The organism is Streptomyces sp. NPDC020597 (genome assembly GCF_044335095.1).
Lineage (GTDB): Bacteria > Actinomycetota > Actinomycetes > Streptomycetales > Streptomycetaceae > Streptomyces.
The window spans coordinates 120,379-133,152 of the sequence record NZ_JBIRUL010000008.1; the positions used below are offsets into that span (position 1 = coordinate 120,379).

Consider the following 12,774-nt stretch of genomic DNA (forward strand, 5'->3'; position numbering starts at 1 on the left):
GAAGAAAACTTACCGACGGGTCAGGGCCCGTGGGACAAGTCGCCAGAAAACAGCGCGGTCATGCCGTGCCGGGCCGGTCGAAGATCAGCGCCATCCAGTTGTCGGGCTTCTCCAGCGCCTCGAAGCCGACCTGCCGGTACACCCCGTGCGCGTCTTGGGTGGCGAGCAGGATGCGGCGCAGGTCGTGGGGACGCAGGTGGTCGCGCACGGCGGCGACCAGCGCGGTGCCGATGCCCTTCCCTCGCACCGCACGGTCCACGTAGACGTCGCACAGCCACGCGAAGGTCGCGAGGTCCGTCACGACCCGCGCGTAGGCGACCTGCTCGCCGGACGTCGTGTCGTACACGCCGAAGTTCAGCGAGGCGTCGATCGCCCGGTCCTGCTTCTCCCGCCCGCGGCCGGTCGCCCAGTACGCGTCCGTGGACAGCCAGCGGTGCACGCGCTCGGCGTCGACGCGGGCGGGGTCGGTGGAGATCTCGTAGCCCTCGGCGAGGGGCGGGGTGGGGTTCCCGGGGTGCGTGGCAGTCATGGCCGGATCCTCACAGGACGGCGTTCACGCTGTCGAACGGTTTGCGGGCAGCGCCTCGTCGCACGCCGCCCGCAGCCGCCGGACGCCCTCGGCGATCTCCTCCGTGCCGGCGACGGCGGCGAAGCTCAGCCGCACGTGGGCGGCCGGGGGTTCGGCGCTGAAGTAGGGCCGGCCCGGGGTGAGGGCGACGCCGGCCCGCAGGGCCGCGGCCGTGAACGCAGCCTCGGTCTGGGAGCCCAGGGCGCTGGAGGCGTCCCCGGCCCCGCCGGGCAGCCGCAGCCACAGGTGGTAACCGCCGGACGGGATGTGCGGCAGTTCGAGTTCGGGCAGCCGCAGCCGCAGCGCGGAGGTCATCGCCTCCCGCCTGGTCCGCAACTCGGCGGCGACGGTCCGCAGATGTCGGGGCCAGGCCGGCGAGCCGACCAGTTCGAGCGCCGCCTCCTGCAGCGGGCGGGGCACGAAGAAGGTGTCGACGACCTGGATGGCGCGCAGCCGCTCCAGGACCGGCCCGCGCGCGGCCAGCGCGCTGACCCGGAAGCTCGGCGAGGTCGCCTTGGTCAGCGAACCGACGTGGACGACGACGCCGTCGGGGTCGTCGGCGACCAGCGGCCTCGGCAGCTGCCCGGCGTCCTCGTGGGCGAGGCGGCGCACGAAGTCGTCCTCGACGACGAACGCGCCCGCCTCGCGGGCGATGCGGAGCACCTGCGGGCGCCGGTCGGCGGCCAGCACGGCGCCGGTCGGGTTCTGGAACAGCGGCTGGCAGACGAACACCCGGGCGCCGGTGGCCCGGAACGCGTCGGCGAGCAGCTGTGGTCGCACCCCGTCCGCGTCGACCGGGACCGGCACCGGGCGCAGCCCCGCCGACCGGGCGATCGCCAGCATGCCGGGGTAGGTCGGCGACTCGACCAGGACCGGTGCGCCGGGCGGGGCGAGGGCGCGCAGGGCGGTGGTGAGCGCGGCCTGGCCGCCGGCGCTCACCAGCACCTCGGCCGCGGTGAGCGAGCCGCCGATGGCCCGGGCGAACCACTCGCGCAGCTCGGGCAGCCCTTCCATGGGCGGCCGCCCCCAGGCTCCGGGACGCCGCCCGGCTCTCGCCAGGGCCGCCGCCATCGCGCGTTCCGGCTGCAACGAGGGGTGCAGATAGCCGCCGTTGAACTCGATCACACCGGGTGGCGGAGCGGCCAGCGACACCGTGACGCCCGAGGCGTCCACCGAACGCGGGACCAGGTCGGCGGCTCCGTCCGCGCTCAGCGCGACCTCCTGCCAGGAGGTGTCCGCCGCGGGCGCGGCCGTGGCGCGCGTCGGCCGGGTCCGGAAGGCGCCCGCGCCGGGACGGGTCACCACCAGGCCCTCCGCGGCCAGCTGCGCCAGCGCCCGCGACACGGTCACCGGGCTCACCCGGAATCTCTCGACCAGGGCCCGGCTCGATGGGAGCTTTCCACCGGGAGAGTAGCGGTCGAGCTCCTTGCGCAGCCGATCCGCCAGCTCACCCACACTGCTACGCTCTTGCATGACAGTACAGAGTAGCGCTACTGCACCGACAGCGATAGCGGTCAGCACCTCCCGGCCGAGCGGTCGCGGCACCCTGCAGGCAACCCTCGGGGTCGTCGCCTTCTCCCTGACCTTCCCCGCCACCGCCTGGGGGCTGGAGGGCTTCGGCCCGTGGGCGCTGGTCGCCGTGCGCAGCGTCCTGGCCGCACTGATCGCGGGCGCCTGTCTGCTCGCGCTGCGCATCCCGCCGCCCGCCCGGCGGCACTGGGCGGGGCTCGCCGTCGTCGCCGGCGGGGTGGTCGTCGGCTTCCCGCTGCTCACCACGCTCGCCCTGCGGACGTCCACCACCGCGCACGCCGCCGTCGTGGTCGGTCTGCTGCCGCTGACGACGGCGCTGCTGTCCGCCCTGCGCACGGGCGTGCGCCCGTCCCGTACGTTCTGGGCGGCGGCCGTGGCCGGCGCCTGCGCGGTGGCCGCGTTCACCGTGCAGCAGAGCGGTGGAGCCGCGACCACGGCCGACCTGTACCTGTTCGCGGCGCTGCTGGTGTGCGCCGCCGGTTACACCGAGGGCGGCAGGCTAGCCCGGGTGATGCCGGGCTGGCAGGTCATCGGCTGGGCGCTGGTGTTCTGCCTGCCCGTCGGCGTGCCCGCGGCCTGGCTGGCGCTGGCCCACGAGAGCGCCCGTCTGACCGTGCACAGCGTGACCGGGCTGCTGTGGGTCGCGGCGGGTTCGCAGTTCCTCGGGCTCGTGGTCTGGTACCGGGGCATGGCGGCCATCGGCGTTCCGAAGGCCAGCCAGTTGCAGTTGGCCCAGCCGCTGCTCACACTGGTGTGGTCGGTGCTGCTGCTGGGCGAGCACCTCACGCCCGCCGCTCCGCTGACGGCGGCAGCCGTGCTCGTCTGCATCGCCGTCACACAGCGGGCGCGCGGCTAGTCCAGGAACGCGCCGCCGCTCCCGCACCCGGTGAGGAGGCCCCACAGATGCGCGCAACCGAGGGCGACCAGTTCGTCCAGCACGGCAGGGTGGTCGGGCAACACGACAAGGTCGGCGAGATCCTCGAGGTGATGGGCCGGGCGGGCAGCCCCCCGTACCGCGTCCGCTTCGAGGACGGGCACGTCGGTGTGTGCTCACCCGGCCCCGACACCGAGATCCGTCACAGGTCGGCCGGCGCCGGCGAGCCCCGGTCGTGACACACGGCGCCGGCTCCGCGGCCCCGGCTCACCGCGGAGCCTCCGCCCGCCTCGGGTAGTGGTCCGAGACCACTCTCGCCATCGCCCCGATCCGGTCCGTCCGCACGTCCTTGGCGGCGAAGAAGACATGGCCGCGCACCTCGGGGTGCCGGGCCGCCAGATCGAGGTGGTCCGACAGCTCGGCCGGGTCCTGCCAGGCCGCGGGCTGCGCGGGATCGCCCGCCCGGTAGAGGGCCTCGCCGATGTACAGGCGGGTGCGGCTGCCCTTCGCCACCTCCGCCCACCAGGGCACGAGCTTGGCGTAGTCGGCGGCCGACAGCCCGATGTTCCAGTACAGCTGCGGCACGACGTAGTCGATCCAGCCCTGGCGCACCCACTTGCGGGTGTCGGCGTGGATGTCGTCGTACGACTGCAGCGCCCGGGTGGCGGAGCCGCGCGGGTCGGTCGAGGCGTTGCGCCACACCCCGAACGGGCTGATGCCGAACTGGGTCGTGGGCCGTACGGCCTTGATCCGGGCGGCGGTCTCCAGCACCAGCCGGTCGACGTTGTCGCGCCGCCAGGCGGCCCGGCTGGAGAAGGCGCCGCCGTGGGCGTCGTAGGCGGCCTCGTCGTCGAAGGTCTGCCCGGCCACCGGGTAGGGGTAGAAGTAGTCGTCGAAGTGCACGGCGTCCACGGGGTACCGGCGGACCGCGTCCAGGACGGCGTCCTGGACGAAGGCACGGACCTCCGGCAGACCGGGGTTGTAGTAGAGCCTCCCGCCGAACGGGACGAGCCAGTCCGGATGCCTGCGTGCGGGATGGGCGGCGACGAGCCTCGTGGGATCGTCGTGGGTGGCGACGCGGTACGGGTTGAACCAGGCGTGCAGCTGGAGTCCGCGCGCGTGGGCCTCCGTGACGGCCGTGCCCAGCGGGTCCCAGCCGGGCGAGCGGCCCTGGACGCCGGTGAGCACCTGGGACCACGGTTCGTACGGTGAGGGCCACAGCGCGTCCGCCGTGGGGCGCACCTGGAAGACCACCGTGTTCAGCCGCCTGCTGACCGCCAGGTCGAGCAGCGCGATCAGTTCGGCGCGCTGCGCCGCGGCGGACAGGCCGGGGCGGGACGGCCAGTCGCGGTTGGAGACGGTCGCCACCCACATCCCCCGCATCTCGGTCGTCGCTCTTCGCTCCCCCGCGGGAGCGGCCGCCGCACCCGTCGTGGTGAACGCCGACAGCGCTGCCAGCGCGAACGCCCGCCGGGTCAGTCGCCCCATCGCACACATCCCCACATACTCCGTGGATCCGTACGGTCACGGATCGTGTCGGGCCCCAGCATGCCCCCACCCCGGCGATCGATCATCGATACTTGCTAGTAACGTGCACGATCGGAGCAGGCCTGCCGGAATCCGGTGGGCGTGCCCCTGCCAACGAAGTCAGCGCGGCGAAAGGGACGATGTGACCGACATCGAACGGGTCGGAGTGGTGGGCTGCGGCCAGATGGGGGCGGGCATCGCCGAGGTCTGCGCCCGCGCCGGTCTCGACGTCAAGGTCGCCGAGACGACCGGCGAAGCCCTGGAGATCGGCCGTACCCGGCTGTTCAACTCCCTGGCCAAGGCCGCCGAGCGCGGCAAGATCTCCGAGGAGGAGCGCGACGCGACGCTGGCGCGCCTGAGCTTCACCACCGACCTCGGCGAGTTCGCCGACCGCGACCTGGTCGTCGAGGCGGTGGTGGAGAACGAGCAGGTCAAGACGGAGATCTTCCAGGTCCTCGACCAGGTGGTGACCCGCCCGGACGCGATCCTCGCCTCCAACACCTCCTCCATCCCGCTGGTGAAGCTGGCGGTCGCCACCTCGCGGCCCGACCAGGTCGTCGGCGTGCACTTCTTCAATCCGGCCCCGGTGCAGAAGCTGGTCGAGCTGATCCCGGCGCTGACCACCTCCGAGGGGACGCTCGGCCGGGCGCAGCTGTTCGCGGAGAAGGTGCTGGGCAAGCACGCGATCCGCGCCCAGGACCGATCGGGCTTCGTGGTCAACGCCCTGCTGATCCCGTATCTGCTGTCGGCGATCCGGATGTTCGAGACGGGCATCGCCAGCCGCGAGGACATCGACAACGGCATGGAGATGGGCTGCGCCCACCCGATGGGCCCGCTCAAGCTGTCCGACCTGATCGGCCTGGACACCGTGGCCTCGGTGGCGCAGAGCATGTACGACGAGTACAAGGAGCCGCTGTACGCCGCTCCCCCACTGCTCCAGCGCATGGTCGACGCCGGCCGCCTCGGCCGCAAGACCGGCTCGGGCTTCTACACGTACTGACGGCCGGCCCCGTGCGGGACGGGCCCGGCGCTGCTCGCGGCGCCGGGCCCTCGGCGTTCCACCCGCCGGGCGTGCCCGCGCCCCGCGCGCGCGACCCGGGCGGGCCCGCGGGAGCCGGGGCACTGGCTCAGCCGATCCTGTGGTGGTGCAGCAGCATCAGAGCGGCCGCCATGTTGGCGGCCGGGACCTCCCCCCGGGCGACGAGGTCGGGGACGGCCTCCAGGGGAACCCATTCGCGGCGGTCCGACTCGAAGTCGTCCACCGGGTGCCCCACGTACTCCCCGCGGTCCGACCAGTAGATGTGGTGGACGGCGTCGGTGAGCCCGTTGGACGGCTCCACGCTCATCAGGTGGCGCAGCGGCCCCGGCCGCCAGCCGGTCTCCTCCTCGAGCTCCCGGGCGGCGGCGCGGGCGACGTCCTCGCCGTCCTCGACCACGCCCGCAGCGAGCTCCCAGCCCCAGCTGTCGGTGATGAAACGGTGCCGCCACAGCAGGAGCGCCTCGTTCGCCGCGTTCACGACCGTGGCCACGGCGACCGGCCTCAGCCGTATGAGGAAGTGGTCGAGGTGCCGACCGTCGGGCAGCTCCACATCTGCCAGGTTGACGCTGAACCAGCGGTTTTCATACACAGTTTGCTCGTTCTGTTTCGTCCACTGCACGGTTCTGCCACCTTCCTTCGAGTAAGTGGCAATATCGCAGCAGGAACCATGCGGCGACGGTGGCGGCCGGGCCCCGTCTACAGCGGTACGCGCAGCGCCCCGTCGATGAGTTCGGCCGCCTCGGCCGTGCCCACGCAGCCGCTGCGCGCCAGGTGCTCGCGCACCGCCCGGAGTCGGTCGCGCAGCCGCTGCGACTCCATCCCCCGGGCCTGTTCGGCCATCTCCATCGCGGTGACCACCGCCTTGTCGGCATTGCCCTGCCGCAGCTCGATCGTGCTGAGCATGGCCAGCCGGTGCACCCGGCCCCGGTCGTGCGCCGGGGTGCCGACGGCGGCCGCCGCGTGCTCGGCGGCCGCGGCCAGGTCGCCGAGGCTGAGCAGCGCCTCCGCCACCTGGACGTTGACCAGGCCCGGCTGGACATAGCCCGTCTCGTCGGGCTCGCGACCACGCAGGATGCGATCGGCGGCCGTCTCCGCACGCCGGATGCACGACAGGGCGCTCGTGCCGTCGCCGAGGTGCGCGTACGCCTTGGCCTGCATCGCGTACAGGTCCGAGGCGAGAGCGGGCGTGATGTGCTTGCCCGCCGCCCGCAGCGCGGCCTCCGCGAAGGCGACCGCCTGCCGGTACTCCCGCATGAACAGCGACTGGTTGACGAGAAGGGCGATGACGTAGGCCCCGAGCCCCCGGTCCCCGCTGGCCTTCGCCAGTCTGAGCGCCTGGTGGAAGTAGCGCTGGGCCAGTCCGTGCGCGTCCGAGTCGTAGGCGCAGATCCCGGCGACCGCCACCAACCCCCCGGTCGCCCGGTGCAGTTGACGGCCCGTCTCGTCGGTGTAGCTGCCGCGCAGCAACGGGGCGGCCTCGGCGTTCAGGAAGCCGACGATGCGGCTGCGCGTCGCGATGCCTCCGGCCTTGCGGTACAGCTGCTCGTAGTGGGTACGGGCGGCCCGCAGCATCTCCAGGTCGGTGGAGGTGACGCGATGCCGGCCGCCGCGCGAGACGTCCACGTCCTCCGGCGGGTTCTCCCACTCCCAGACGGGCATCACGGCGGGTGTGCCGGTGACGGCGGGCGCGCCCAGGATGTGCGGACGCTGCTGCTCGTCGGAGCGCCACAGCGCGGTTGCCCGCTCGACGAACCCGGAGAGCGAGGTGCCGTGCGGAGCGGACGACTCGCCGGGGACGCCGAGCCCGATGTCGTCGAGGGTGACCGGACGGTGCAGCCGGCCCGCGAGCACCTCGCAGATCAGGTCCGGCACCTGGCCCCTCGGCCGCTGCCCTTTCAGCCACCGGGCCACCGCCGTGTGCTCGTAGCGCAGGGCCAGCCCGCGGGCCCGGCCGGCCTGGTTGACGTGGGCGGCGAGGCCGGCGTGCGAGATGCCCGCCTCGTCCAGGATCGCGTCGAGCAGAGTGTTGGGCTGCATGGGTGGCCCCCCGGTACCTCGGTGCCGTCAGCCTAGTGGCACGGCCTTCACACGGGGTGCGAACGGAATGCCTGCAATCACCGGGTGTGCGCACTGTCGCCGAGCGTTTCCGGTCGGTTTGACTGGAATGCCTCGCAAGAGGTTCGCCGGGCCGTCGGCTCCCCCTCGAAAAGCGACGGCCCGGCGATTCGGGTCACACGGCCGACGGCGCGGTCCCCCGCTCCCCGTGCAGGGGGCAGGAGCCGCGCCGTCGGTGTGGTGCGCCGTGCTCAGCCGCGCAGGACGGCTCCGGTGCGCTCGCCGGCCAGGGCCACCGCCGCGTCCCTCGCCGCCGACGCCTCGTCGACCGTCAGCGTCCGGTCGCCGGCGCGGAAGCGGAGCGCGTAGGCGAGCGACTTGCGCCCGTCGCCCAGCTGCTCCGCGTTCTCGTACACGTCGAACAGCCGGATCGCCTCCAGCAGTTCGCCGGCGCCCTCGCGCAGCGCGGCCTCGACCTCGGCGTGCGGCACGAACCCGTCGACGACGAGGGCGACGTCCTGCGTGGCGACGGGGAAGGCGGAGATGCCCGGCGCCTGCGGGGTGTCGTCGCCGACCGCCTCGAGGACGTCGAGGTCCAGCTCCATCGCGCAGGTGCGGGCGGGCAGGCCCAGCGCCTTCAGCACCCGGGGGTGCAGCTCGCCCGCGTGACCGACGACCCTCTCCGCGCCGTCCACGACCACCGCGAACTCGGCGCACCGGCCGGGATGCCACGGCCCGTACTGGCCCTTGCGGACGATCAGTTCGGCGCCGGCCTCCCGGGCGACCGTGCGCGCCGACTCGACGGCGTCGGCCCAGTCCGCCGGACGGCCCCTGCCCCACCAGCCGGCCTGCTCGCGGGCGCCCGCGAGGACGACGGCGACATGGCGCGGCTGCTCGGGCAGCACGGCGTCCAGCGACGCCAGCTCCTCGTCGGTGGGACGACGGTCGACCGGCAGCTGACCGGCGACGCCCTGCTCCTCGCGCGGGAGGAAGACCAGACCCGTCTCGAAGAGCGCAAGGTCGTGCTGGCCCCGGCCGTCGTTGCGCCGCAGCGCGGCCAGCAGCCCCGGCAGCAGCGACGTGCGGAGCGCGGGCTCCTCGTCGTTGAGCGGGTTGGTGAGCCGCACGACACGGCGGGCCGGGTCGTCGGCGTCGAGACCGAGCTGGTCGAAGACCTGCTCGCCCACGAACGGGTAGTTCGGCGCCTCGACGTAGCCGGCGCCGGCCAGCGCGCGGCCGACGCGGCGGTGCAGCCGCTGCCGGTGGGTGAGACCGCGGCCCGACGGCGGCTTGGGCAGCGTGGACGGCAGGTTCTCGTAACCCTCCAGCCGGATGACCTCCTCCGCCAGGTCGTTGGCCTCGGCGAGGTCGGGCCGCCAGGACGGGACCGTGACGATCAGCTCGTCCTGCCCGTAGACGTCGCAGCCGATCTCCTGCAGCCGGCGCACGACGGTCTCGCGGCCGTACACCACGCCCGCGACCCTGTCCGGATGGTCCGCCGGGACGCTGATCGTGTGCGGGGCGGACGGCGCGATGATCTCCGTGACGCCCGCGTCGGCCGTGCCGCCGGCGAGCAGTACCAGCAGGTCGACGGTGCGCTGTGCGGCGGCAGCCGCGGCCTGCGGGTCGACGCCGCGCTCGAAGCGCTTGGACGCCTCGGAGGACAGCTTGTGCCGGCGGGCGGTGCGCGCGATCGACACCGCGTCGAAGTGGGCGGCCTCGATGACCACGTCACCGGTGGAGCGTCCTCCCTCCTCGAAGACGTCGTGGTCCGCGATCTCCGTGTCGGCGCCGCCCATGACGCCGGCCAGGCCGATCGGACCGCGGTCGTCGGTGATGACCAGGTCCTCGGCGTGCAGCGTGCGGGTGACCCCGTCGAGGGTGACGATCCGCTCGCCCTCCGCGGCCCGGCGGACGCCGATGGCGCCCTGCACCAGGTTGCGGTCGTAGGCGTGCAGCGGCTGGCCGAGCTCCATCATCACGTAGTTGGTGACGTCGACGGCGAGCGAGATCGGGCGCATGCCGACCTTCTGCAGCCGGCGCTTCAGCCAGATCGGGGAGCGTGCCTCGGGGCTCAGACCGGTGACGGTGCGAGCGGTGAAACGGTCGCAGCCCATCGGCTCGGAGACCTGCACGGGGTAGCCGAAGGCGTTCGGGGCCGGCACGTCGATCAGGGCCGGGTCGCGCAGCGGCAGACCATAGGCGATCGCGGCCTCGCGGGCGACCCCGCGCAGGGACAGGCAGTCGCCGCGGTTGGCGGTGACGGCGATGTCCAGCACCTCGTCGACCAGTTCGAGGAGCTCGATGGCGTCCTTGCCGACCTCGGTCTCCGGCGGCAGCACGATGATGCCGTGGCTGCCGTCGTCGCCCATGCCCAGTTCGTCGCCGGAGCAGATCATGCCGTGGGAGGTCTTGCCGTACGTCTTGCGCGCGGCGATCGCGAACCCGCCGGGCAGGACGGCGCCCGGGAGAACCACGACGACCTTGTCGCCGACGGCGAAGTTGCGGGCGCCGCAGACGATCTCCTGCGGCTCGCCCGTGCCGTTGGCGGTGCCGACGTCGACGGTGCAGAAGCGGATCGGCTTCTTGAAGCCCTCGAGCTCCTCGATCGTGAGCACCCGGCCCACGACGAGCGGGCCCTTCAGGTCGGCTCCGAGGTGCTCGACGGTCTCGACCTCGAGGCCCGCCGACACGAGCTTGGCCTGCACGTCACGGCCGGTCTCGGTGGCCGGCAGGTCGACGTACTCCCGCAGCCAGGAAAGCGGGACCCGCATCAGATCTCCATCCCGAACGGCCGGGTGAACCGGACGTCACCCTCGACCATGTCTCGCATGTCTTCGACGTTGTGGCGGAACATCAGCATTCGCTCGATGCCGAACCCGAAGGCGAACCCGCTGTACTTCTCCGGGTCGACGCCGCACGCGGCCAGCACCTTGGGGTTGACCATGCCGCAGCCGCCGAGCTCGATCCAGCCCTCGCTGGAGCAGGTGCGGCAGGGGCGGTCGGGGTTGCCGACGGACTCGCCGCGGCAGACGTAGCAGACCATGTCCATCTCGGCGGACGGCTCGGTGAAGGGGAAGAAGTTCGGCCGCAGCCGGGTCTTCATGCCCTCGCCGAACAGTGCCTGGACCATGTGGTCCAGGGTGCCCTTGAGGTCGGCCATGGTCAGGCCCTCGTCGACGGCGAGCAGTTCCACCTGGTGGAAGACCGGAGTGTGGGTGGCGTCCAGCTCGTCGGTGCGGTACACGCGGCCGGGGCAGATCACGTACACCGGCAGCTCGCGCGACAGCAGTGAGCGGATCTGCACGGGAGACGTGTGGGTGCGCAGCACGACGCCGGACTCGGCGCCGCCGTCGGGGCCCTGCACGAAGAAGGTGTCGGCCTCGCCGCGGGCCGGGTGGTCGGGCCCGATGTTGAGGGCGTCGAAGTTGAACCACTCGGCCTCGACCTGCGGGCCCTCGGCGACCTCGTAGCCCATGGCCACGAAGACGTCCTCGATGCGCTCGGACAGCGTGGTGAGCGGGTGGCGGGCGCCGGCCGGCACGCGGTCGTGGGGCAGTGTGACGTCCACCGCCTCCTCGACCAGGACGCGCTGGTCGCGCTCGGCCTCCAGCTCCTCCTGACGCGTGGCGAGGGCCTTGTTCACGGCGCCCCGGGCCTGGCCGACCAGCTTGCCCGCGGCGGCCTTGGCGTGCGGCGGCAGCGCGCCGATCTCGCGGTTGGCCAGGGCCAGCGGGGAGGCGCCGCCGGTGTGGGCGACCTTGGCCTCCTGGAGCGCGTCGAGGGAGTCCGCGGCGGCGAAGGCGGCGAGCGCCTCGTCCCGCATGCGCTCGATCTCTTCCGGTTTCAAGGCCTCGACCTCTACCGGGTCGTACGACTTATTCGGTGCCGACATCTCTTCCCGTGTCTTCCGATTGGCTGGCTGAAGGTCCCCGTCACCGACTCACGCAGAGGTCAGAGGGCCGTCCCTGGGACACAAAGGTGCCAAAGGCCGAGTCTAACGGGGTGAAGGTGTGCGAACGCGCCCGCGGGCCGCCCGGCCGCTCTCAGGTGAGATACGCCGGAGTGCTCACGGGCAGCGTAAATCGGAACTCCGCGCCGCCGCCCGGGGCGCGGCCGACCGTGATGACGCCGCCGTGGGCTTCGACGATGCCCTTGACGATGTACAGCCCCAGGCCCGTGCCGCCGCGCTTGCTGCCCCGCCAGAAGCGGGTGAACACGCGGTTCATGGAGTCCTCCGGGATGCCTGCGCCCTCGTCGCTCACGGTGACCGAGGTACCGGTTTCCTCCCCCTCACGGGGAGACGCGGCGGGCGTGACGTCAATGGTGACGGTTCCCTCGCCGTGACGCACGGCATTTTCGATGAGGTTGCTGAGGACCTGGTCGACCTTGTCGGGGTCGGCCCACAGGGCGGGCAGCGGCTGCTCGATGCGCAGCAGGAACCGGTCGGCGGGCTGTCCGGCGGCCACGTAGGCCTGGATGTGACGTCCCACGGCGGCTCCCATGTCGACGGGCTGGCGACGCAGCTCCAGCCGCCCCGAGTCGATGCGCGAGATGTCGAGCAGTTCGGCGATGAGACGGGTGACCCGGTCGGCGTCGGCGTCGACGGTCTCCAGCATCAGCCGCTTCTGGTCGTCGGTGAACCGCGACCACTTGGCGAGCAGGGTGGCGGTGAAGCCCTTGACGGAGGTCAGGGGCGAGCGCAGCTCGTGGGCGACGGTGGCGATCAGCTCGGCGTGGCTGCGTTCGGTGCGGCGGCGGGCCTCGGTGTCGCGGATCGAGACGACGACCCGGCGGACGGGCCCGGTGGGTGCGGTGCGTACGTAGCGAACCGAGACGAGCACCTCGCGCCCGCCCGGCAGCAGCAGGTTGCGCTCGGGCTGGCCGACGCGGATGGCGAGGCCGCCGTAGGGGTCGGTCAGCTGCCACCAGCGGCGGCCTTCGAGGTCCTCCAGCGGCAGCGCCTTGTCGAGGCGCTGTCCGAGGGCGTCCGCGGCGGCGACGGCGGTGATGCGCTGGGCGGCGGCGTTGAAGCAGACGACGTGCCCGTGCTCGTCGGCCACGACGAGCCCGTCGGGCAGATCGTCGGGGTCTATGCCGAGTTCGGCCAGGTCACCGGCGGCGCGGGCCGCTCCCGGTGCGCTGTTCGTGCCGACACTCATCCCCGTACCCCACCTCCCA

General features: G+C 72.9%; 11 protein-coding genes. 3 read left to right on the forward strand and 8 right to left on the reverse strand.

Features of this window, described 5'->3' with window-relative positions; translation table 11 throughout:
• Positions 1-58 precede the first annotated feature (58 nt).
• Together ACH4ZA_RS16405 and ACH4ZA_RS16410 are read right to left on the reverse strand one after the other, a co-directional pair.
• Entirely contained in the window at positions 59-529 is a 471-nt protein-coding gene (locus ACH4ZA_RS16405) for a GNAT family N-acetyltransferase (protein ID WP_398430022.1), read from the reverse strand.
• Positions 530-553: 24 nt separating this feature from the next.
• Positions 554-2,041: a PLP-dependent aminotransferase family protein gene (locus ACH4ZA_RS16410; RefSeq protein ID WP_398430024.1), complete on the reverse strand. Its 1,488-nt coding sequence runs from the start codon at positions 2,039-2,041 to the stop codon at positions 554-556.
• Here ACH4ZA_RS16410 and ACH4ZA_RS16415 point away from each other — a divergent pair.
• Together ACH4ZA_RS16415 and ACH4ZA_RS16420 are read left to right on the forward strand one after the other, a co-directional pair.
• Complete coding sequence (locus ACH4ZA_RS16415) at positions 2,040-2,954, forward strand: DMT family transporter (protein ID WP_398430026.1); 915 nt, start codon at positions 2,040-2,042, stop codon at positions 2,952-2,954. The genes ACH4ZA_RS16410 and ACH4ZA_RS16415 overlap by 2 nt on opposite strands.
• 47 nt (positions 2,955-3,001) lie before the next feature.
• Positions 3,002-3,211, forward strand: a complete 210-nt coding sequence (locus ACH4ZA_RS16420; protein WP_398430028.1) for a DUF1918 domain-containing protein — start codon at positions 3,002-3,004, stop codon at positions 3,209-3,211.
• Between the two features lie 28 nt (positions 3,212-3,239).
• On the opposite strand, the gene ACH4ZA_RS16425 is transcribed toward ACH4ZA_RS16420, so the two are convergent.
• Complete coding sequence (locus ACH4ZA_RS16425) at positions 3,240-4,460, reverse strand: glycoside hydrolase family 10 protein (RefSeq protein WP_398430029.1); 1,221 nt, start codon at positions 4,458-4,460, stop codon at positions 3,240-3,242.
• Positions 4,461-4,641: 181 nt separating this feature from the next.
• Here ACH4ZA_RS16425 and ACH4ZA_RS16430 point away from each other — a divergent pair, with 181 nt between their 5' ends.
• Complete coding sequence (locus ACH4ZA_RS16430; RefSeq protein WP_266723634.1) at positions 4,642-5,499, forward strand: 3-hydroxybutyryl-CoA dehydrogenase; 858 nt, start codon at positions 4,642-4,644, stop codon at positions 5,497-5,499.
• A gap of 127 nt (positions 5,500-5,626) precedes the next feature.
• Here the strand turns inward: ACH4ZA_RS16430 and ACH4ZA_RS16435 are convergent, their stop codons facing one another.
• The 5 genes from ACH4ZA_RS16435 to ACH4ZA_RS16455 all read right to left on the reverse strand — a co-directional run bounded on the left by ACH4ZA_RS16435 (position 5,627) and on the right by ACH4ZA_RS16455 (position 12,755).
• Positions 5,627-6,157 carry an NUDIX hydrolase gene (locus tag ACH4ZA_RS16435; RefSeq protein WP_398430031.1) on the reverse strand — a complete coding sequence of 177 codons (531 nt, stop codon included), beginning with the start codon at positions 6,155-6,157 and terminating at the stop codon, positions 5,627-5,629.
• Between the two features lie 77 nt (positions 6,158-6,234).
• Positions 6,235-7,575 carry a transcriptional regulator gene (locus ACH4ZA_RS16440; protein WP_398430032.1) on the reverse strand — a complete coding sequence of 447 codons (1,341 nt, stop codon included), beginning with the start codon at positions 7,573-7,575 and terminating at the stop codon, positions 6,235-6,237.
• 269 nt (positions 7,576-7,844) lie between these two features.
• On the reverse strand, positions 7,845-10,367 hold the full coding sequence (pheT, locus tag ACH4ZA_RS16445; protein WP_398430033.1) for a phenylalanine--tRNA ligase subunit beta: 2,523 nt from the start codon (positions 10,365-10,367) through the stop codon (positions 7,845-7,847).
• Positions 10,367-11,488, reverse strand: coding sequence for a phenylalanine--tRNA ligase subunit alpha (pheS, locus tag ACH4ZA_RS16450; RefSeq protein WP_398430034.1), 1,122 nt, complete (start codon positions 11,486-11,488; stop codon positions 10,367-10,369). Before pheS ends, pheT begins: the two co-directional genes overlap by 1 nt.
• Positions 11,489-11,639: 151 nt before the next feature.
• The gene (locus ACH4ZA_RS16455) at positions 11,640-12,755 is read right to left on the reverse strand and encodes an ATP-binding protein (RefSeq protein ID WP_398430036.1); all 1,116 of its coding nucleotides are present in this window, start codon (positions 12,753-12,755) and stop codon (positions 11,640-11,642) included.
• Positions 12,756-12,774 lie beyond the last annotated feature (19 nt).